Here is a 22,998-nt window from a genome sequence, read left to right on the forward strand (position 1 = left end):
AGCCAGAATTCCCATACCTCTGCCGCGAAATTCAGTAGGCAGCGTCTCTCCCTGCAGGACCCAGCCCACACCACCTACGCCTATGTGGAAGAATAACAGGAACAATGTCATCGCAGAGAATATGAAGACGACGGCCAGGAATATGACATGAGAATTGAAGTAATTGATACCGACAAGCATCAGAATTAATGAACCTACCAAACCGGAATATCCAACTACACCGAGTCTTCTGCGCCCCCATTTGTCAATAAGCATGAAAGATATTGCATATTCTATGGCACCGAGCGACTCTGAAATTGCCGTATTAAGGATTGCCCTTGGGCCGGTAAGTCCTATATATTTATATATTGCTGGACCAAAATAAAGTATAATGTTGACCCCGGTGATCTGCTGGAATGCTAGCCAGAACCCTACGAGTAGGATGGCCGTCCTCACAGATTTATTTGCCATTAGCTCTCTGAAACCCTTTTCGCGTATGGGCGTGGCAATATCTTCCTTTATATCAAGCCCAAATCGCTTGAGTGCAGCTTTAGCCTCATTGACCTTACCCTGTATGAGCAACCATCTTGGAGACTCAGGAAGATAAAACCTGAGGCCAAGAAGTACGACTGCCGGTATGGCTCCCAATCCATACATCCATCTCCAGTTTGCAGAGAAAGACAGGAAATATCCAGCCCAGAAGGCCGCGGTGAAGCCTGAAAAGATCATCAGCTGTTGCGTAATTCCAAGTCTTCCTCTTACCTTGGTAGGTGAAAACTCGGATATGTATCCCGTAGCTATCGCGGTGTCTGCACCGATAGAGAAGCCTATCAGAGTTCTCCATATGATGAGCAGCAAGCCAGTTGTGGAAAGCGCTGTCAGCACTGCAAAGACGAAGTACATGATACCGTCAGCTATCAGCATTTTCTTCCTTCCATATTTATCCACGATTGGGCCAGCCACAAGAGCGCCTATTGCAGCAAGTGCCGATTCTCCGGCAACCAGAAATGAAACTGCTGCAGTTCCAAGGTGGAATATTGGTTCGACGAAGATCAGTGTCGTACTGATGATGGCTGTATCGTAACCAAAGAGAAACCCTCCCAGCGCGGCAATTATTGTAGCAAGTACGTAGACTTTATTCACCTTGCTTACGTTCATTCTTTCTATAACTTCTTCATAGGTGATTGTCATCATTGAGCAGATCATTGTTTTATATAAATAGATTTCGATTTCATTATATCATAAGATGTTTTTCTTGGAGTTATTTAATATACATCGTTTAAGCAATGTAATTATATATCTTATATGAATTCATATATCGGATCTGACGACACATAAAAACAATCGGGCTATCACTTTTGCCAAGGCAAAAGATAAAGAAATGGCCTCGGTTGTTTGGTTATGTTAACCGATGTTTTCTGGCTGCATGTATTATCATAGAAATATAACTTATATTATGCAAATATTATTTTTATATTGAGATAATTCAGAATGTAAGGCTAGTTCTTTCTGCTTTCAGTGCTTCGGTAACGTTCATCGGGTTTCCTTTAGCTATTTCTATCTTGGATCCCGCCTTTACGAAAACTGCCACTTCATCCAAATCTTTTCTGACCTTTATCCATCTTCTGCCTTTTACTCGTTTTCCGCTATCAAAGAAGGCCCACATGCCTCTAGGTAAATAAACATACCTCTCCTCACCCTCATGCGTTATTGGACACACAAGCAATTTGTTACCAAGGATAAACTCGTCATCTATATCAAATACTGCTGGATCTTCAGGATAGTCGAACACAAGTGGTCTGACAAACGGAATTGATTCTTCTAAACATTCCCGAGCTGACTCTATAATATACGGCATCAGATTATAGCGCAATTTGACTATTTTTCTGAAAATTTCGACACTTCTCGTACCATAATACCAAGGCTCCCTCGGGGTGGTTCCATGTATCTTGAAATGAGAAAAAAGGGCTCCAAGCGCCACCCAGCGCAAATAGAGATCTTCATCAGGCTTTCCAGCGAAACCACCAGTGTCAAAGGCATTGAAATATACTCCGCTCATAGAAGCAGACAGAGCAGCTCTGAGGGCAGTTCTCATACCTTCCCATGTTGAACTCGAATCTCCTCCCCACTGAACCGGACATGTCTGTGACAATAGCGATCCAGATCTCCCCCAGACAATCCCCCGACCTGTACCACTTTTCACTCCTGTATAGGCCGAAATTTGATAGAGATCCCCAACTTTGTTCCTCAGAACGAAACCCATATGATTATTATCGTCAACCGCTTCTGGTGGGACAGTTTCCCCGAAGTCAGTCATAACGGCGTCTGCTTTAGATCGCTTCATCAAATCGGCGATGAGATTTGAATAGAGATCAAAGCATTCTTTCCTAGTAAAATCGAACATTCCCCTATCCGGTTTATTCGGATTTTTATCCTGATTAGGAACTAAAGCTACTTTTCCGCTGGCATCTTGGAAAAGACATTTTTCTGCAGTTTTATAAAAACGATCGTTCAGAGCAACATATGGATTAACCCAGAGACAGAGCCTCTTTCCCTCAGACCTCAGGTAAGTTCCCAGTTCATCATCGCTATTGAATCTGCTTCTGTCCCATCTGAAATTACAGGCCTGAGTTACACCTGCAATGTAATTATCAAGCCACTGAGGATCCATGCTGATAACATCCATCGGTATATCTTCATTCTTGAATTTCTGGACAATATCTTTTACTTCATTTGTATCACGATATCCTATTCCTGCCCATCTGCTAATCCAAAGCCCAAACGACCATTCCGGAGGCATTTCTGGTTTTCCGAACATATCAGAAAGGGTTTTTGTGAAATCCTTTGGTCTACCAATTACTATATAAAATGAAAAAGCCTTTGAAGGTATAGTTATATTAACGAGACCGTGCATTTTGGTTCCGAAGTCAAATTCTATTGGGAGATATTCGGGGAAAATAATCCCTATGCCAGATGCGGTTATGAAGACGGGCCTTGATTTGTAAACCTCATATGAATTCAGAGCATAATTATCAAATGGAAACGTGATAACGCTTGTTCCCCATTTGTTGAATCTGTTAAATGTTTCTCCAACTCCGTATATACCGTAATCAGTTGATAATCTGAATGAAACTGTAGTGACATCGCCGGAATTATCAGGATTTAACATCTCAAAAAGTTCGCTTCCTATATTTAAAAAGCCTATAGAGTCCTGATTTGAGAAGGGAGACATTAATGTTTCCTCCCCCCTCTTTATTGTCACATTGAACCGATCACCGGCATCAGGCAGTATGAATTTGTATCCCAGGATTTTTCTCACCAAAGCTGGTTCCCTGTGAGGAACAATAAGATCCTTGTCTATACTTTCTGGATTGAATTCTATCTTCAGACCTCCTGAACCGATTTCCTTAACAATAACCGTATTTTCAGAAAACTTGAATATTGTATTTCTATCTGATATCAGTTTTTCCTTTATCTGGCCTATACCCGTCGGATTTTTGTTCATTAATATTTCTGAGATGTTGAAATCTCTAAGATCACGCATACATTAGTATTCAAATATAGTTAAAAAAGTTTATGCTTCTGAAATTTCAGTTACATAATGTTTTTTAATATGATTTAATTAGAGTAACAATGAAATTTAATCGCTCACCAATAATAGAAGTGGAGAATCTTTCATTAGTATACGAGGGAGAAACTGGCAATACAGTTGCAATAGATAACATTTCTTTTTCTATATATATAGGATCTATACACGCCATAGTAGGAGAATCCGGATCTGGTAAGTCAACTCTCGCAAATGCACTCATCGGTTACATCAAATATCCAATGAAGAGGCTTTCTGGCCTCATAAAATTTAATGGAAAAGATATCTTTGAGATGGATGATGAGCAGCTCACCAAAATAAGAATGAAAGAAATCTCTTATGTTCCACAGGCAGCTATGAACTCGTTAAATCCAGTCATAACAATCAGGCAGGAAATGCATGATATAATATCGGCGCACGCGGAAATAGATAAGGCCACCGAAGAAAATATGATGAGGGAAGCGATTAACCTCGTAAACTTACCAGAGTACGTTCTTGAAGCTTATCCACATCAGCTAAGCGGAGGAATGAGGCAGCGCGTTATGATTGCCATAGCCTCAGTCTTAAAACCATCGGTTATTATTCTGGATGAACCTACTACCGGACTGGACGTTATAGTCCAGAAAGACATCCTGGATGTTATTAAGAAAATAAATGAAAAAACAGGAACCACCATAGTACTGATCACCCATGACCTTCCTGTTGCGTTCTATACCTCTAATAGATGTTCAATTATTTATTCAGGAAAGATCGTTGAGCAAGGAGATACCACAGACATCATCAATAAAAGATATCACCCATATACGAACATGCTCATATCGGCTATTCCCTCGGCTAAATCCAAAGAGTCCAAACTAAATATAATACCTGGTGAAACGGAGACCAGGAAGGAATTGGATGAAAGATGCCATTTTGTGAATAGATGCCCATATGCAGTGGAGGTGTGCAGAACCACACCTCTTAGACCCATTGATTTCGACTCGGATCATTCCGTACTCTGCTTGAAGTATGATGATAGCTATTCCGATCTTTTCAGCCAAGGATCTTCTTCGGATAAGATTTACATTGGTTCTAAACGACTCAATATAGTTTCAAGACTCAGAAATGATACTAAACATACAATAGAGCTTAAAGATGTGCAAAAAGATTATATTGTAGGCCGGGGGAACAAAAAAAGAATAATAAACGCAGTCAGGGGCATAGATTTAAAAATAGAAAATGGGATGGGGATAGCCATAGTTGGATCCTCCGGCAGCGGAAAGACGACCATAGGCAAGATTATGTTGTATGACGAAACTATGACTTCAGGCAAATACCTCTTCGATGGTAGGGATGTAACTTCGCCTACCAAAAAGAATGTGGCGTTTATGAGGAAGGCTGTTCAGATGGTCTTCCAGGATCCCTTCTCCTCCCTCAGTCCATTGCATAAGATAGGATATCAAATAGCCAGACCGCTATTGATAAATGGCGTTAGCAAACGAGAAACCATTGATGAAGACGTCATGGAAATTCTTTCACTGGTCGGATTGAGACCAGCTGAAAATTTTGTGAATAAATATCCCCATGAGCTATCTGGAGGCCAGCGGCAGAGGATATGTTTCGCCAAGGCCATATCAGTTGCACCCAAATTCCTAGTTGCAGATGAACCTGTGTCCATGCTGGATGCTTCTGTAAGGGCTGAGATTCTTAACCTGATGAACGATCTTAAGAATGAGCTAAATTTAGGCTTGATATATATAACACATGATCTATCGACCGTCAGATATGTGGCTGAGGAGGTCTATGTAATGCATCAGGGAAGATTCGTGGAACACGGCACATGGGAAGATATAATACAGACTCCTTCAGAGGAATACACTAAAAAACTTTTAGAATCAATAATTTGGTGATCCTCACATTTCTTCGCCCGCTTTGAGGATTTTATTTGAATTTTTCTTCTGGCTCCCTTTGGCCTTTTTGAAAACCCTAAGTGACGGGTTAGCGATTACATCCAATCCCAGACTTATCAGACCAAACCCAACACCGAGGAACGCTATTGTCAGACCTGGAGGAATGAACCACCACCATTCTCCCAGAAGTATCGCAGAGTAGCTATTGGCGTAATATAGGATAGAACCTAGTGAGATTATCGTCTCGTTGCCGAGGCCAAGGAATAGCAGACTTGTCTCCAGAATGATCGAGAAAACAACCAAGTTGGTGAAAATGTAGCCAACATATGAGAGTAGTGAAGGTAAGATCTCTCTGAATATTATATTCAAATGAGACTCACCTGTATGTTTGATGAATGTTATATAATCACGACTCGATAATGAAAGTACCTGTGATCTTATGGTACGAGCTCCAGTAGCCCAACCTGTTATCGTTATCACGAGTATAAGGGCAAGATTGCCGAGATTCGCATGCGATGCCTGTAGATCAGAGGAGATGACGATTGCGAGCGGCAATCCAGGTATCAGCAGAAACACGTTGATGAAAAAGGTGAGTATCTCATTCTTTAGACCTCTTGCATATCCGCTTAGCAACCCAACAAATAGAGCGACTACCATCCCAAGAAGAGCTCCTGCTAAGCCTATTTCAATCGTTGGTAATATCCCGACAAGGTACTGAGACCATATGTCGTTTCCAAAAAAATTCGTACCCAATATATGAAGCCTGGAAGGTGGCAGATTTGATGCGAATGAAGCCATAGGATTATATGGATGATAGAAGAAACCGATCACGCCCAGCAGGGTTATGGCAGATACGATCAATGTTCCAGAGAATATATATTTATTGTTCCAAAAAATCCTCAGTCCGCTCATGTTCTATCATCTCTTATTCTGGGATCGAGTCTATAATAAAGAATATCCATTATGAAATTGGCTATCAGTACGGCTATAATTATAAGAAGAAAAGCCGTCTCAAGCGTGGGGAAATCCTCATTTATCACTGCATTGTATATATCAAAGCCTAGCCCAGGATAGGAAAAAACCATTTCCACCAATATGCCTCCTCCAATGATGTTACCGAATGCGAGCGCAAATGCTGTCAGGTTTGGAAGAATTGCATTCATCTTGGAGTATTTCATTATCTTGCTTCTTGGCAATCCAGCAATCTCTGCATATTTCAGATAATCTTCATTTATTGTCACTATTGCATTATTTCTCATTCCAAGATACCATGAACCATACGATGCTATGACAAGAGTCAAAAGTGGCAGTATAATGTGCGTGATGGAAGAGGCGAAGAATTCCGGGGTATAGAGTGGGTATATATTATTATAGGCCCCAGCCTCTGGAAATATATGAAACTGAATCGCAAAGAAAAATAGAAACAACAGAGCTAGCCAGAAATATGGAAATGAGTAAAGAAAAAGAGAAACTGCAGACAAAACAGAATCTTCCTTGCTGCCTCTTCTGAATGCGGATCTCAACCCGAGATAATTCCCGAGATAAAAGCTGATTATGAGGGCCGCACCAAATAGCAATATTGTCCAACCGATACTCTGATCGATCACGTTCAATACCGGGGTGGGATAGTACTGTATGGATACGCCAAATTTTCCCCGAAATACGTTCTCCACAAATTTAAGAAATTCCACAGGGATAGGCCCGCTTGTGTAACCTAGTGATGATTTAAGAGATGCTATCTGTTGAGGGGTAAGCGTTGTGGTCTGTGAAAGGGAACCTATGACCGCGTCGACAGGGTTGCCAGGCATAAGATGAGGTATCAAAAAGTCAAGGAAAAGAACGAACCAAAATGAGAAGAAATAGAATATAATTTTCCTTATTATATATTTAGGTATCATCTTACGCCTTTTTTCTTCTGTTAACCAAGAACGCAGCAGCAGCTACAATAACTATAATCACAGCAATTATGCCTATTTCAAGCGGAGAGATCGGCGACGTGGAGGTGGTACTTGTTGTACTGTAGACAGTGGTCAATGGTACAGCTATTGAAACCAGCCCGAAACTGTTGGCATACAGCGCATCCTTAAAGGAAGTCTCATTTATTCCAGCAAATCCGTAGGTGTTGAATTCGTTTTGTGAAATTGTCATGGCGATGGGGACTGATGGTGTGAGGTTGTAGAGTATAGAAAGAGCTTTCGCTATGTAATATCTTTGCATTGTTATGTTTGGCTGGGACGCCGCTTCCGTGATGTATTGTTCAAAGGTGGTGTTATTGAACCTGGAATAGTCTCCGTTAGCTGCTACTCCAATTGGCTTGTACCAGTAGTATGAGAACGACGTATTAAGCGCCCCTATAGGGTTAATGGAACTCGGTAGATAGGCAAGGCCTGCACTGTAGTTTCCATCATATACATTAGCATAGAATATGGCGCCACTTGGGGTGTATACATTTGTCTTAATGCCAAAATTGTTGAGTTCCTGCTCCATCGTATTAAGATTGGCAACAACATTGGACGCCGCTCCGTTACCTGAAAGGGTTAACGAAACCACAGTTCCATTTGACGCTGTCCAGTAACCGTTTTTGAGTGTAAATCCTCCCTTTTCCATCAATTCCGTTGCATATGTAAGATTGTAATTATAGTATGTTCCATTTGGATGCGAGGCTAAGAATCCCGGTTCAAAGTAATTGCTGAGGGCTGGCATTATATAGTTTCCAGCTGGTGGCTGAAGAGATTCGTTGGAAAGAACCTGCCTGTTGACCGCATATGCTATGGCGGCACGTACGTCAGGGTTGCTCAGAGGCCACTTCAGATTATTCAGGTATAACATCAGGAAACCGGAGGGCGGGGTAAAATAGAAGTGGTAAGGACTCTGAGTAGCCCATGTGGGTGCATCAGCATCAAACGCGCCAGACAACCAGTTTATGTTACCGCTTGCAAGAGCGTTAGCCTCAGCCGTGACTGTAGGATATGAAGGAATTATTATTTCGCTGAGATGCTTGCCCGTATAGTTGTAGTATGGATTCCATTTCAAAACAAATTCGCTCGAAGTAATTGAAGTGGCCATAAATGGGCCACTGCCAATTGGGTTCGTTAGAGTTATTCCTCCAGGATTGCTAACTCCCTTCCACTGTGGTGGGTATATTATAGGCTGGGACATTATATTATAGAGGTCTGTGTACTGCGTGTTCTTCAGATAAAACGATATCATGTTAGGTCCGGTCATAGCGACCCCCTTCACAAAAGAACTAAGACCGTGCGTATCAATAACACTATTGGAAAGTATGTAATTGAACGTAAACAGAACATCGCTTGCATTCAGTGGCTGACCATTGCTATATCTTAAACCAGTTTTTATAGTAAAGGTCAAATTGGTCAAATTTGCGCTGTAATGGTATGAAGATGCGACGGCCGGTACGGGCGATTCTCCATTCATTAGATACATTAGAGGCTGATATATAAGAGACAGAGCTGTGGTTTCATATGGGGCTGAAGCTATCCCGCTAAATGGATTAAGGTCTGGGGTGAATGATCCATAGCTATCTACCGCAAGATAGAACGCCTGGGAAGTGCTGGTATTGTTCGTGGAGGAGCTTGGAGTGAAAATCTTAGCGCTACTGTTCTGCGATACTGTGGCTGTTGGTACAGCGAATAAAAGAATTACCAGCAAAACCATTATCACTGTGGAAGATCGAAATGCTTTTGTTTTAAGCATGCAACCAAAATCTAAAATATAATATTTAAATCTTTTCTAATTGAAATAATATCAAACATAATGTTTGATATAATATTGATATGCATAGAATTTTTTAAATTTATAATAATTAAGTGTAAATTCCAATATATATCATTCTCGACATTTATCACAAATTTGCTCTCTGGTTAATCCTATGGATCAAGCGAAATTATTGAATAAATTAATGCACAGATCATAAGACAAGAAAGAGCCCTCATCAAGCTGAGCCTAAGGATCACCAGCTGGCTGATGATGTATTCCGATAAACTCTTTAGCTAACGTACTAACAAGAGATGTTCAGAATTTGCTTGCATATATGTCCTATCCGATTATGTATGAGGGCTCCTTTCCATATATTAGCAGATTTATCAGATTTTCAGTACAGATCCTATCGATCTCATCGAACGCATCCTCTGCGAATGCAGCAATATGCGGGGTACATACCACACGATCATTAAGGATGAATTCCATATTGGTGGGCGGCTCAATATCGTAGACATCGGTGGCAACAGAACTGATGTGACCTGATCTTATATGCTTCAGAAGGGCCTTATAATCAATTATTTCTCCCCTTGACACATTGATCAGGTAGCTCCCTTCCTTCATCATCGAAAGAATCCTGTCGTCAACAAGCTTTCGTGTCTCAGCTGTCAACGGTGCGTTTATGCTCACAACATCCGAATTGGAGAAAAGATCCTCGAGAGTCACCTTCATAAACTGATCGTCGTTGACATATGGATCATAATAGATGACTTTGACTCCGATCTTTTGCAGAAGCTTTGCAAGCGCATGTCCTGTGTTTCCAAAGCCCAATATTCCCACGGTCAGCTCTTCCAGCGATTTTCCCAGGAAATCGGCTCTTTTCCATGAACCTGATTTAAGGGAAATGCAGGATCTCGTTATATTTCTTGTTGCATCTAGGATAAGCCCAAGGGCAAATTCCGCAACTGCCCTGTGTTCAATATCTATTGGTGTGTTCGTGACTATTATATTTTTTTTACTGCAGTATTCCAAGTCGATGTTGTCTACTCCTATGCCCCTCCTTGCTATGATCTTCAGGTTTCTAGCCTTTTTTAATACGTTTTCGGTGAATGGATCCAATCCAGCGATTATGCCATCATAATCAGATATAATCTTTGAGAGTTCGTCCTCCGTATACCATCTCTCCATCTTATTTGTATCAACTATGAAGTGCTTCCTGAGAGTGTTTAGATATTTATCAGTGAACCATGGTGCCGTGATCAATATTCTGGCTCTATGTTCTTCCACTTTTCAGTACCTCCATAACCTCCCTTGATAAGGCCTCCTCAGCCTTCTGATCGAGAGGATAGATCGGTGGCCTGGGCTTGCCTGGATCATATTTACCTATTATCTTTACCAATGAATAATTCGCTGCCCACTGGCCATATTTGCGCGCTATCATGGCAAGCCTAGTCAGAATCCGCTGATCAATGACGCCCCTATCATTCTGATAGTTCTCAAATAGTGATCTTGCTATCTTAGGTGCATAATTTCCAGATCCCGGAATTGCACCATCCATCCCCATCCTTAGCGACGCGAGTACCAGCACATCTGGTCCGCAGTAGACCTTGAAATCATTACCGAATTCCCACTTGAAGTTGAGAAGATGATCCAGATCCGGTACAGTATCTTTTATTCCAACTATATTTCCGCCGCTTTTGTTTATTTTAGTTACGAGATCTGGTTTTATATCGTAGTTAGTGGTCAGCGGGAAATTATAAACTAAAGTTGGGTATATCTCAGAAATTTCCTTGAAGAACCTGATGTACCATTCCTCCGGTATCCTAGGATAATAATAAGGGGGAAGGGAGGCTATGTATTTTACCTCATTTCTCTTCCCGAGTCTGGCAAGTTCCCTGCTTTCCTCCAGATCAAGGGATCCGACCTGGAATATGATCTTGTCCTTTAGATGATGAAGATCATTCAAGATCTTTGCCTTTTCCTCCATTCTCAACGATGGGCCCAGTCCAGTACTCCCTGATACAAGCAGGTAATCAACACCGTTCTTAATCAAATATTCAGCATGAGTGAGAAGTCTCTCAGTATCTATTGTGTTGTTATCGGTAAACGGCGTTATCATCGGTACTATAAGATCACTCATGAAATACCACCGGCTTTTCAGCTGGCTTCATATAAATATCCATTACCGTGTTTGTTTCGTCCCTGTTTCTAAGTATTATATCAACGGCATCTCTTTCAAGGTAGCCATTTGCACAGAACGGCGGATCATGCCCAGGGTATATAACATCCGGCTTCAGATCCTTTATTTTAGCTATGCTCTTCTTGGCCTGTTCCAGATTGTAGAAAATCAGATCCGGCACTCCTCGATCATAGGCTCTCAGATTTGGTACCGCATCACCTGCAATTACAATTTTCTTTGATCCGTCTATAACTAAGACAGATATATGCCCGGGCGTGTGGCCTGGAGTTGTTATGATCTGTACATTTTCTGACAGCCTATGATCCTCCTTTATGAGTGTCAGATCCATGCCTCTTAGGATCTCTTTGAATTTATCTGAGATACCGTCTTTGACACCGCTTAGCGTTCCGTTCTTCAATTCTTCTTCTCCAAGAATTATCTTCGCGGAATCGAAGAGATCCACGTTAAGGCAGTGATCCCAGTTCAGATGGGTCAGCACAACCACATCTATATCTGAGGGCGAAAGACCTGATACCTTAAGGTTTGCTATGAGGTTATCCCGGTTTCCGAAATGCCCCACATCTACCAGGATTCTGTCATCACCATCTTCTATTAAGGTGGAGGCCGAAGCCCCCATTGTACCGTATGAGCTCCTTATGCCGGCACCCTTCAGAATCCTGGCGATCTTCATTTGATATCACCATGGTACTTGTATTCGTTGCTGAAGTATTCAAGATGCATCTTCTTGTATGGATACTTTGTCAGCGCTTCTTCATTTATCTCTATTCCAAGGCCTGGTTTATCACGCGGATATATATAGCCGTCTCTGACATCGAAATATTCCTTTATCAGATCGTGCCTGACGGTTTCAGCATCAAGCCAGAATTCCAGAATCAATGCATTTGGCATGGTGACAAGCGCATTTAGGCTCGCTGCAGTAGCAATTGGGCCGTTCGGATTATGTGGTGCAACAGTGACGTAATTTACGTTGGCCATTGCGCCGACCTCAACAAGAGGCATGATTCCACCCATATGACAGACATCCGGCTGTATTATATCGACGGCCCTCTGTGAAAGGAGCTCCCAGAATCTGTTTCTTGAAATTATCCTCTCACCGGCTGCTATTGGAACGCCAGAGGCTTTCCTGACCTCGCTCATTGACACTATGTCTTCTTCTGGGACGGGCTCTTCCAACCAGAATGGATCGTATCTCTCTATCTCCTTTGCTATCTTTATGGCCGTCCTGGTGTTGAATCTACCATGCGCCTCTATCATGAGATCGATATCGCTTCCGACCGCATCTCTGATCGCCCCTATCCTCTGCTTGGCCATATCCAGATCGGCCCTCGTTATGTTTGGCCCGGCACCGCCAAACGGATCGAATTTCAGTGCTTTATATCCTTTTTCAACAGTTTTCACAGCCGCTGATGCAAATTCCTCGGGTTTCGCCCCACCTGAAATGAAGCCGTTGGCATACACCTTTACCCTGTTTACCGCTTTTCCACCAAGCAGTCTATAAACGGGCTGCCTAACGGTCTTTCCGACAGCATCCCATAGGGCCTGTTCTATGGCGCTCTGTGCGGTGGAGAGTATGGGGCCGTTCCTCCAGAAGAAATTTCTTAGAAAGAAATTGGTGATCTCGTTTATTTCAATGTCTCTGTTGATGAGGAATGGCTTCAAATCATTTACCGCAGCCTCAATGGTCTTTTCAAAGTCTCCGAGCGTACCTTCACCGTATCCCTTTATGCCCTCGTCCGTAGTGACTTCAACTATTACAAAATTCCTCCAGACTGCTGCTGCAAAATAGGTCTTTATCTCCTTTATCTTCATAGAATAAGAATTTAACACTAGTATTAATTTTTTGTGAGAGGATTTTTGATAAAATATTAAATGAGGAAAGCATTTATATCTTTCTCTGATTAACATAGCGGAGGAGATGGATTTGAAAGGCGCTATTATAGGCAAAGAGATATTTTCTGATGCAAAGAGTGAAGTCTACAACCCGTCCACGGGAGAAATACTGGATTATGTGCCCGTGCTGAGCAGAGAACAGGTGAAAGAGGCGATAGACCTTGCTTACGAAACATATCAAAAATATTCACAGTACACTGGAAGTCAGAGGAAGAAATTGCTCATCCAAGCGGCTGAGCTGATCAGGCAGAATAAGGATGAGCTAGCAAAGACCATGTCCCTTGAGATGGGTAGGCCAATAAAGAGCTCCAGAGCGGAAATAGATAGAACTGCAGCAATATTTGAGGGTAGCGCTTGGGAATTGCAGAACGTTCTCAGAGGGGAGTTCATTCCTCTGGATGTATATGAAACACCCGCTGGGAACGAGAATAGGATAGCCATTACTGCAAGAGAGCCTATGGGCGTTGTTGCTGCGATAACTCCATTCAACTTCCCAGGAGCCAGCTTTGCCCACAAGGTGGCAACCGCGCTTGCGGTGGGCAATACGGTTGTTCATAAGCCCACCAAGAACGCTCCGCTTACTCAGATAGAACTCGCAAAGCTGCTCCTGAAGGCGGGATTCCCTGAGGGTTCCATAAATGTGGTGACCGGGAATTCCAGCGAGATTGGGGATGAATTCAGCTCCAACAAAAAAGTAAGGCTGATAACGTTTACGGGATCACCGGGAGTCGGCCTGGAATTAGCCTCCAGGGCAACAAAGAATGGTATAAAGTCCATCATGGAGCTCGGAGGCAGCGATGCACAGATAGTGCTGGATGATGCGGATATAGAGTTGGCTGTCGAAAAGGCAGTCTTTGGACGTTATGATTACTCTGGGCAGTTTTGCAATGCGACAAAACGTGTGCTTGTATCAAGCAGTATCGCTAAGGAATTCGAAAACCGCGTTGTAGAGAGACTGAAGAATTTGAAGATAGGCGATGCGCTGAACGAGGAGACAGATATGGGCCCATTGATATCCAAGGAAGCAGTAAGGAATATGGAGTCTTTCGTGAAAGATGCGGTTTCAAAAGGATCTCAGGTCATTTATCGCGGGAATGCTCCCAATAGGGGATTCTTTTATCCTCCGACACTCATAGAGGTGAAAGATCCAAATGCACAGGTCATGAGCGATGAGGTGTTCGGCCCAGTTTTGCCCATAAAGATATTTGAAACAGATGAAGAGGCCGTGGCCATTACAAATTCATCACGCTATGGACTCGATGCATCGGTGTTTTCGAGGAATTTTTCAAGGGCGTACAAGGTTGCCAGGAAACTGAATGTCGGAACGGTGATCATAAACGATACAACGAGGCTGAGGTGGGATTACCTTCCGTTTGGAGGCCCAAAGGAAAGCGGCATAGGTAGGGAATCCATCAGGGATACTATGATGGAGATGACCGAGGAAAAGGTCATAGCATACCGGCTATAGATGGGGTGAACAGCATGATCGAACTGAATGGAAAAAACGTGATCATAACCGGAGGCACCCATGGCATTGGAGAAACAACAGCAGTTCTTTTCAGCAAACTTGGTGCCAGCGTCTGGATAGTTGGAAGAAATGAATCGAAGGGTAGGGAAATAGAATCAAAAAGCCCAGATGGACGTATAAAATTTTTGAAATGCGATCTTTCAGTCAGGTCTCAGGTTGAGGATCTGGGTAGATGGATAGAGAGCAGTGATGTTGTATTCGATGTACTGATCAACAACGCGTCTAGGAATTCAAGGTTCAATGTCCTGAATATACCTATGAAGGAATGGGACGAAATGATCGAGCTCAATCTCTCCTCGGTTGTTGTGCTGTCCAAAAACGTTGCAAGCAAAATGATAAAGAATAATAAAAAAGGCAAGATAATAAATATTGGTGCAATACAATCATTCTATCCGCTTGATTCCTCGCTAGCCTACTCTGCAGTAAAGGGTGCACTTAGATCGATGACTAAGAGCATGGCAGTAGATCTCGGCAGATATGGGATTCTTGTGACGCTTGTGATGCCCGGGCCAATATACGCCAAGGCAGACGAGGAGGATGTACCTGAGGATCTGGATAAACGCGCCGCAACTCTCATTGGCAGAATGGGAAGAAAAATAGAGGTGGCAAAACTGCTTGCATTCCTCTCTTCCGACGACAACACGTTTATGACGGGAAACGAGATAATCATAGATGGTGGAAGGTCAATATCCAGAAAGCCTGATCCGGAAGAGATAGAGAAAAATATCATATGAATTTATATTGCATATTATTTTATTGCGCCCTGCATAACTGCATTTTCCATCCCATATTTTTATAGATCCCAAGTAAAGACCTTTTATATAAGAGCGGATTAAATCGCGCGATACGTGCACAAATATATTTCAATGGAATAATAGATTACTACTCCACAACTTATCATGATATCTAAAACTACATATATGCAATTATGTTATTTTATAACATGAACCCTACTAACGTATGGTATAGATGGTGGCCTATAGGGCTTCCATACAGTCTTGAATATCCAAGAGCATCACTTTACAAGATATTTGAGCACCGCGCAGAGGAACATTCTGATAGAGATTTCATAGTATTCTACGATAGGAGACTTAGATATGCTGACGTCCTGAAGGAGGTAAAATCGCTGTCAAGCACTCTTATGGATCTCGGAATACAGAAGGGTGATAGGGTAGGCATCTATCTTCAGAATTCGCCCAATTTCGCCATATCTCTGCTAGCTATTTCAAGATCCGGAGGAATAGCAGTATTCATGAACCCAATGCTCAAGAGAGACGAGATAAGGAATATACTTGAAGATTCAAAGCCGAAGATCATAATAACCTCTGGCGAACTCCTTAACAATCTGTCGGAAGCAAGGGAAATGGGCATAAAGATAATAGCCGGAAATCTCAATTATTATCTGCCTGAGAAAAGTTCGGTGAATGTCCCAGATTTCATGAAACAGACCTATGATCTTGCGAATGCCATAAGATGGGATGAGGCTGTTTCGACCAGAAACATACATGAAGAGGTCGCCACCGGGCCGGATGATCCGCTGATAATAGCCTATACCTCCGGTACAACTGGTATACCTAAGGGATGCCTCCACACAAACAGATCAGTCATAGCAAATGCAATGGCTTCATCTTACTGGAGGAACACAACACCATCCACAGTAGAGCTGGCGGTGGCGCCTTTCTTCCATGTTACCGGCCTGTCGTTCTCGCTGCTTTCTCCAATATATTCAGGCAGCGAACTGGTCATAATGACAAGATGGAATAAATTCACATTTCTTGATATGATAGAGAAGTACCATGTTACGCATGTTATAGTTATCTCCACGATGATAGCCGATCTCCTCACCGTGGAAGGCCTTGAAAAACGTGATTTCAGTTCTCTTAGGTTCATAGGCGGAGGTGGCACACCAATTCCGAAAGCTCTTGCCGAGAAATTCGAGAGGATAGTCGGACTGCCATTTGTGGAGGGTTATGGAATGACGGAAGCCATGGGGCAGAGCCACGTCAATCCTCCAGGAAGGAGGAAGCTCCAGTGCATTGGAGTGCCGCAGTTTGGCTATGATGCGAGGATAATTGATGTTGAGACAGGTCAGGACATAACCGGGAAAGGAACTGGAGAGATCGTCATAAGCGGGCCATCGCTTTTCTCAGGATACTACAATAAACCTGATGAAACTGAGAAAGCAACGATAATACTTGACGGAAAGAAGTTTGTGAGAACTGGGGATATCGGCTATATGGACGATGAGGGTTATTTCTTCGTCGTGGACAGGCTGAAGAGGATGATAAACAGATCCGGATTCAAGGTCTGGCCCATGGAGGTGGACAGCCTCCTCTACAACCATCCGGCCGTGAAGGAGGCATGCGTTGTAGGGGTACCCGATGAGAGGGTGGGCGAAGAGGTCAAGGCCCTGGTCGTTCTGAAGCCAGATTACCGCGGGAAAGTCCGGCCGGAAGAGATAATTGAATGGTCCAAAAAACAGCTTGCCTCATACAAGTATCCAAGGATCGTGGAATTCGTGGACGAACTTCCCAAAACTCCATCAGGAAAGATAGATTGGAGATCAATTCAGGAGGCTGAGAAAAACAGAGTCAGAATGCCCTAGAAACCTTTTTTCCATATTTGCTGCGCAGAAATCTGTATATGACAAGCCGCTCTATTTCAGACGAGCCCTCCCATATCTCCATTATCTTTGCATCCCTGAAGAACTGTTCCATATCCGATTCCATACCATATGTTCCGGTCAGAAGTACGCCCAGTCTGGACGAATCGACCGCTACCTCGGAAGCAAACGCCTTTGCCTCGCTGGTGAGCACCGGATCAGTCCTGCCCGTATGAATGGAATTGACAGCCTCGTAGGTGAGCATCCTTGCGGATTCTACCCTCGCCGCAAGATCGGCGATTGCAAACTGATGCCTCTCCTCCATCTTATTTTCTGGATCGCTGTAGAAAGCCATCAGCCTCCTTATTATCCCCTCCGCTATTCCAACGGAAAGCGCCGCAACATATGTCCTGCTTACGTCAAAAAAATTCATGACGTAGTAGAAGCCCATTCCAGGTTTGCCTATCATATCGCTGGAATCCACATGGACGCCGTCAAGGGAGATGATAGTGGTATCTGTCCCACGCACACCAAGCTTTCCCTGGATCTTACTTATTTTGACCCCTGCAGCATGCGGATTCAACACAAACAGCGAATGAGACTGCTGCGGCTTTACGCCGTTCTCTGTTCTCGCAAGTACCAGAAGGAAATCCGCAATGTCACCGTTTGTGATGAACATCTTCGATCCGCTGATCACGTAATGATCGCCTTCCCTGACAGCGGTCGTCTTAAGATTAGCCAGATCGCTTCCTCCGCCGGGCTCTGTGAGCGCCAGCCCCATCTTCTTCTTTCCATGGATAACCGGTTCATACAGATCTGATATCTGTTTCTGGGTTCCGTAGAACCTCAGTATTTCATTGCCGAAAAAGGGAACAGCCATCGATATTCCAAGATTTGGATTTACAGAAGACATTTCTTCAAGCGCTATTATGAATTTCCATATGTCTTCCGGATGCAGTATATCTGATGCAACTGCTTTCCGGAAAAGTTCCTCTGGAAACTCCTCCATCTCATCCGATCTCTTTGAGTATACTGGAAATTCCCTCAATGAGAAATTCCTTACGCGATCCCTGAATCTCTCAATATCCTCAGAAAGAGTGAATTCCATATAGATCCTCCTCAAGATTCGATAAATAACGTATGAACATCATTTCCGCCATGCCCAGCCCATTTGCCTGTTGTCCTTTCAGGATTGGCAGCGTATCTCAAATTGAATCTACCTTCATAACGCATGATCTATGCCCTGGACAAAAGCTCAGATGGCCTGTACCAGCTCTTCCCGTATCTGTCGTAGAGATCTTGGAGTTCTGCGATTACTGCGGCTCTTCCAAACCTATCAAGGTATGCGAATGGCCCGTATGGCCAGTTCATGGCTAGCTTCATAGCTTCGTCTATCTCATTTTGGCTAGATACCCCGTTATCTGCAAGCCACGCGGCCTCATTTATAGCTCCAGCTATGATCCTCAGCGGATCCACCTTTCTCTTTATATCTGCTTCGTTCAAGTTGATCTTTCTGTACCTGCCAGGAGCATCGTACTTGTAGAATCCATATCCCGTTTTAACGCCCCATCTTTTCTCCTTGAACATCCCTTCAAGGGATCTGTTCATCTCTGTGTTGAAGCCACGATCCATCAGTTCCCTTGTCCCATAATATATCACGTCAAGCCCTACGAAATCTATAAGCTCGCACATTCCCATGGGAAAACCGAGCACATTTCTGGTTGCGAAATCTATCTCCTCGGGACTGTATCCTTCATCTATCAGGGAGAAGGTTTCGTAAAATGCCCTTGCGTTGATGCGGTTAACTATGAAGCCAGGCACCTCCTTGCTTATCACCACATATTTCTTTCCTATATCCGACATCAGCCTGGTTGTAGTCTGTAAGGTGTCATCCGACGTGTTTCGACCACGCACTACCTCAACGAGCGGCATTATTATCGGTGGATTGAAAAAATGGGTTCCGATCAGCCTCTCCTTCTTGGAAAGCGAATCGGAGAGATCCGATATTGGGATCGTTGACGTGTTAGATGCAAATATTGCGCTGACAGGCACTATATTCTCAAGATCCCTATACACCTCTCTCTTGATCTCCAGCACCTCCGGCACAGCCTCAACGATGAAGCTGCAACCTGAGAGATCCTTCATAGACGATGTGAATATGAGATTGGATGATGTATCTTCCATCTTAAGTCTTGAGAGGCTCTTCAGTGCATTATTTTTTCCTCTTTCGAGCGCTTCAGCGTTATTATCATATACGAACGTCCTGAAACCGCGTGAGGCAAAGAGGGCACCGATGGAATTTCCCATGGTTCCTGCACCGATGACGCCTATTATTTTCTGCATATGTGATATCATACCTTGCTGTTATATTTAACTACTGATCAAATGATCCTTATCTTCAAAATCTTGATACGCAGCGGAGATTTCAAAGAATGATATACAGATAATTATGATGCACCTCAGCTATATATTTCAACATACACCATAAACAACATTATTATTGATCACATTTGTTTTATGGCAACATTGGAAGTTTGTGGGAAGCTGTAAAACTCCCTCTTCTGAAATGAGATACGCTTACTTACCTCGATGGATATATTTATAAATTATCTTCTCATGTTCTCTGGTATACTCCACGATACCAAATGATGTGATATTCGAATAAAATAGCTGAAATCCGAATTCACGCCTGTGGATATCACGATATGGGGCTTGTCCGGATGTTCGGAAAGACATAGGGCTCTTAGCTGAAAGCAAGTTCGAAGATTCAGTTGAAGGGTAGCTCACCACGCCGATCTAGACCATGCATACACGCAGCCGGATCTGTAATGTTATATTGAATTAGTAGATCTATGCCATGGCTCATGGCAGTGGAATGAAGGTGATCATATGGAGAAAGTAACGATCGAAAAAGAAGGCAGCACGATGATCATAGGAATAAACAGATCCGAGAAGAAGAATGCCATAGACAGCGAGACGGCTGCAGCGCTGAATGATGCATTCACAGAGTTTGAATTTTCAGACAGCAGGGTGGCCGTGATAACTGGCATAGGCGATTCATTTTCCGCGGGTGCCGATCTGAACGATGCGGATGCCCTGTCCAGAAGAGTTTCAGACGGAAATGGCCCGCTAGGCATAACAAGGAGATTCATAAGTAAACCTGTGATAGCAGCCATATCCGGCTACTGCGTTGCCGGAGGCTTAGAATTAGCGCTGTGGGCTGACATTCGCGTCGCAGATGAAACCGCAAAATTCGGCTTTCTCGAGAGAAGGTACGGTATCCCGCTGATAGATGGTGGAACGCAGAGGCTACCGCTGATAATAGGACTGGGAAGGGCGCTTGATCTGATCATGACTGGGCGCTTGATACAGGCAGACGAGGCATTCAACATCGGCCTTGTCAATTACATTGTGAAAGGATCTGATCTCCTGAAAATATCCATTGAGATCGCTGAAAAGATTTCATCGTATCCATGGAAGACGCTGTTAAGGGACAGATGGTCTGTCTACCTGGGATTGGGAAATAACCCATATGGATCGCTGACCACAGAGGCTGTGTTCGGCAGGGAGACCGTGGACGAGGGTATAGTGAAGGATGGATCTGAAAAATTCAGATCAGGAGTAAGATGATATGAAATATTTGAATTGCGCGTTATCTTCTCGATCTCTGGCAAACCATCCGATCACATCATAAACGCATTGGCCCGCAATGGCGCAATGTTTGGTTATACCTTCATTGGGGGATGTCTCATGCAACATAAATCAGCTTTTGGATCGCTGCCTTTCATCCCTATGTTTGGTGGACAATCTCCTTGAGATATAATCAGTCATTTCAACTGCAGCCGACTTATCCATTTCTCTTATCCTGTATTTTTCAGTTCTGCCAGTTGGTGTTTTCGGTAGAGCGTCAAGAAACATTATATAATTCGGTATCCAGAATGCCGGCATATTCTCTATGCAATAATCTATGATTTCCTCCGGACGAAGATCGTTAGATGCTGGAACTATAACAGCCATGACTTCCTCGTCCGAACCTTTCTTAACAGGAATTACAGCTGCATCCTTGATCCTGTCATACTTCAGGAGTATCTGCTCAACTTCAAACGATGATATATTCTCACCCTTCCTTCTTATTGCGTCTTTAGCCCTGTCCACAAAATATATATTGCCATTTTCATCATATTTTCCAAGATCTCCAGTATGGAACCACAGATCCCTGAATGCATCCAGCGTTTCTCTCTCCATTCCATAATATTCCTTAAAAGTGACCCATGGTAATTTTGGCCTTATAAGTATCTCGCCTGTCTCTCCAGGCTTTACAGGCCGATCCTCTTGATCCACGATGGTGACCTCAAAGGGAGGGGCTGGCCTTCCGCAACTCCCGGGCGGATTTCTGCCTTCTACAACATCGCTGTAGGGCGAGGTCACAGGGATACCTGCTTCGGTACCTCCATAACCGCCAGTTATACGTATATCAAATCGTTTTACGCACATATCCCATATTTCCTTTGATGAATAGGCTATTGCGATAAGTTTGCCATGGCGTCTCTCCTTCTCATGCGGCTTCTGCTTGAGTAGTATCTCAAATATCGGCCCTACAGCATGAAAATGTGTTATGCCGTAGTTTGAGATGTCATCCCAGAATGTGGCAGGATTCAGTCTTTCCACGAGAACCATGCTTGCATTCGCAAGCATTGATGAAATTGTTGCAAGATCAAGTGCCATGATGTGGAAGAGAGGTAAATAGACATAGATCCTGCTTTCAGGGGTGACTCCACCCGCATCGATCATATCAAGCGCTGTTGCGATGAACTGTGCATTGGTCTCAACGACAACCTTTGACTTGCCCGTTGTGCCAGATGTGAGTATCATGGCTGCGGGATCTTTCCATTTTTGATCCAGATAGATCTCGGCACCGGAAGGCTCCTTCAGCAGATCTTCATATGAAAATACTTTGACGTTGCCAAATTTCAACCTATCTGTGTTTGCAGTCCCTATGACTATCACAACCCTGATCCTTGGCAGCTGATCAGCAACCTGCAGAAACTGATCAAGGAGCCTTGAATCGAGGAAAAGCCCTGTTACTTGCGGACGATCAAGATTGTACACCAATGGATCTTTTATAAAAGCAGTATTGACTGTAACTGGTATGGCTCCAGCCTTAAGAATTGAAAAATAGGAGATTATCCATTCTGGAGAATTGTAAGCAAAGATCCCTACCCTTTCTCCCATGCCGATTCCAGCCCTGATGATTGCACTTCCCATTCTATCACTGAATCTATCAACATCAGAATAGGTGAATCTTCTACCGTCCTGAAATGTGATCCAGATTTTTTCTCCGTTCTCAATGGCTTTTTGCTTTACCATGTTTGCCACGGATTTATATCTTTCAAGTGCCTCCTGATAAACAGAAATATCATAGAAACCTACCTTCCTAGTAGGATCTGGCGGAAACATGACATGCAATATGTAATCATGCTTAAATCCATTACGATAAATTATATAATATATACATGTCTTAAGCTAGAGATATATGATCGATAGATGGATCAATCTAGGATCCTTAAAACAACCTTCAGTTGAAGTATCTTATCTTCTGCACATACA

The 22,998-nt window shown here is 43.3% G+C and carries 17 protein-coding genes; 5 read left to right on the forward strand and 12 right to left on the reverse strand.

Annotated features, from left to right (window positions below; genetic code table 11):
- Both Q0C15_RS01140 and Q0C15_RS01145 read right to left on the reverse strand, forming a co-directional pair.
- The coding region (locus Q0C15_RS01140) for an MFS transporter (RefSeq protein ID WP_297215120.1) at positions 1-1,170 on the reverse strand (1,170 nt) is incomplete at its 3' end.
- A gap of 295 nt (positions 1,171-1,465) precedes the next feature.
- Entirely contained in the window at positions 1,466-3,523 is a 2,058-nt protein-coding gene (locus Q0C15_RS01145; RefSeq protein ID WP_297215121.1) for a glycoside hydrolase family 31 protein, read from the reverse strand.
- 89 nt (positions 3,524-3,612) lie between these two features.
- Between Q0C15_RS01145 and Q0C15_RS01150 the strand changes: the two genes are divergently transcribed.
- The gene (locus tag Q0C15_RS01150; RefSeq protein ID WP_297215123.1) at positions 3,613-5,454 is read left to right on the forward strand and encodes an ABC transporter ATP-binding protein; all 1,842 of its coding nucleotides are present in this window, start codon (positions 3,613-3,615) and stop codon (positions 5,452-5,454) included.
- 3 nt (positions 5,455-5,457) lie between these two features.
- On the opposite strand, the gene Q0C15_RS01155 is transcribed toward Q0C15_RS01150, so the two are convergent.
- The 7 genes from Q0C15_RS01155 to Q0C15_RS01185 all read right to left on the reverse strand — a co-directional run bounded on the left by Q0C15_RS01155 (position 5,458) and on the right by Q0C15_RS01185 (position 13,180).
- On the reverse strand, positions 5,458-6,366 hold the full coding sequence (locus Q0C15_RS01155) for an ABC transporter permease (RefSeq protein ID WP_297215125.1): 909 nt from the start codon (positions 6,364-6,366) through the stop codon (positions 5,458-5,460).
- Positions 6,363-7,352 carry an ABC transporter permease gene (locus Q0C15_RS01160; RefSeq protein WP_297215127.1) on the reverse strand — a complete coding sequence of 330 codons (990 nt, stop codon included), beginning with the start codon at positions 7,350-7,352 and terminating at the stop codon, positions 6,363-6,365. The genes Q0C15_RS01155 and Q0C15_RS01160 overlap by 4 nt, the downstream gene beginning before the upstream one ends.
- A gap of 1 nt (position 7,353) precedes the next feature.
- Positions 7,354-9,168: an ABC transporter substrate-binding protein gene (locus tag Q0C15_RS01165; RefSeq protein WP_297215128.1), complete on the reverse strand. Its 1,815-nt coding sequence runs from the start codon at positions 9,166-9,168 to the stop codon at positions 7,354-7,356.
- A gap of 342 nt (positions 9,169-9,510) precedes the next feature.
- Positions 9,511-10,458, reverse strand: coding sequence for a phosphoglycerate dehydrogenase (locus Q0C15_RS01170; protein WP_297215129.1), 948 nt, complete (start codon positions 10,456-10,458; stop codon positions 9,511-9,513).
- Positions 10,445-11,311, reverse strand: a complete 867-nt coding sequence (locus Q0C15_RS01175) for a dihydrodipicolinate synthase family protein (RefSeq protein ID WP_297215130.1) — start codon at positions 11,309-11,311, stop codon at positions 10,445-10,447. The genes Q0C15_RS01170 and Q0C15_RS01175 overlap by 14 nt, the downstream gene beginning before the upstream one ends.
- Positions 11,304-12,041 (reverse strand): MBL fold metallo-hydrolase, encoded by a 738-nt coding sequence (locus Q0C15_RS01180; protein ID WP_297215133.1) that lies wholly within the window; start codon positions 12,039-12,041, stop codon positions 11,304-11,306. The genes Q0C15_RS01175 and Q0C15_RS01180 overlap by 8 nt, the downstream gene beginning before the upstream one ends.
- Entirely contained in the window at positions 12,038-13,180 is a 1,143-nt protein-coding gene (locus tag Q0C15_RS01185) for a mandelate racemase/muconate lactonizing enzyme family protein (protein WP_297215135.1), read from the reverse strand. The genes Q0C15_RS01180 and Q0C15_RS01185 overlap by 4 nt, the downstream gene beginning before the upstream one ends.
- Positions 13,181-13,286: 106 nt before the next feature.
- Here Q0C15_RS01185 and Q0C15_RS01190 point away from each other — a divergent pair, with 106 nt between their 5' ends.
- The 3 genes from Q0C15_RS01190 (at position 13,287) to Q0C15_RS01200 (ending at position 17,394) form a co-directional block, all read left to right on the forward strand.
- Entirely contained in the window at positions 13,287-14,729 is a 1,443-nt protein-coding gene (locus tag Q0C15_RS01190; RefSeq protein ID WP_297215137.1) for an aldehyde dehydrogenase family protein, read from the forward strand.
- A 14-nt stretch (positions 14,730-14,743) separates the two neighbouring features.
- Positions 14,744-15,523 (forward strand): SDR family oxidoreductase, encoded by a 780-nt coding sequence (locus Q0C15_RS01195; protein WP_297215139.1) that lies wholly within the window; start codon positions 14,744-14,746, stop codon positions 15,521-15,523.
- Between the two features lie 209 nt (positions 15,524-15,732).
- Positions 15,733-17,394, forward strand: coding sequence for an AMP-binding protein (locus Q0C15_RS01200; protein WP_297215141.1), 1,662 nt, complete (start codon positions 15,733-15,735; stop codon positions 17,392-17,394).
- Here Q0C15_RS01200 and Q0C15_RS01205 read toward each other — a convergent pair.
- Both Q0C15_RS01205 and Q0C15_RS01210 read right to left on the reverse strand, forming a co-directional pair.
- Positions 17,381-18,499: an acyl-CoA dehydrogenase family protein gene (locus Q0C15_RS01205; RefSeq protein ID WP_297215143.1), complete on the reverse strand. Its 1,119-nt coding sequence runs from the start codon at positions 18,497-18,499 to the stop codon at positions 17,381-17,383. The genes Q0C15_RS01200 and Q0C15_RS01205 overlap by 14 nt on opposite strands.
- A gap of 128 nt (positions 18,500-18,627) precedes the next feature.
- Positions 18,628-19,734 carry a 3-hydroxyacyl-CoA dehydrogenase gene (locus tag Q0C15_RS01210; RefSeq protein ID WP_297215145.1) on the reverse strand — a complete coding sequence of 369 codons (1,107 nt, stop codon included), beginning with the start codon at positions 19,732-19,734 and terminating at the stop codon, positions 18,628-18,630.
- Between the two features lie 546 nt (positions 19,735-20,280).
- Between Q0C15_RS01210 and Q0C15_RS01215 the strand changes: the two genes are divergently transcribed.
- Positions 20,281-21,021, forward strand: a complete 741-nt coding sequence (locus Q0C15_RS01215) for an enoyl-CoA hydratase-related protein (protein WP_297215147.1) — start codon at positions 20,281-20,283, stop codon at positions 21,019-21,021.
- A gap of 132 nt (positions 21,022-21,153) precedes the next feature.
- Here the strand turns inward: Q0C15_RS01215 and Q0C15_RS01220 are convergent, their stop codons facing one another.
- A complete protein-coding gene (locus Q0C15_RS01220) occupies positions 21,154-22,848 on the reverse strand; it encodes an AMP-binding protein (RefSeq protein ID WP_297215148.1) in 1,695 nt (564 codons plus the stop codon).
- Positions 22,849-22,998: the final 150 nt, after the last annotated feature.

This window comes from Thermoplasma sp. (assembly GCF_023256435.1).
Lineage (GTDB): Archaea > Thermoplasmatota > Thermoplasmata > Thermoplasmatales > Thermoplasmataceae > Thermoplasma.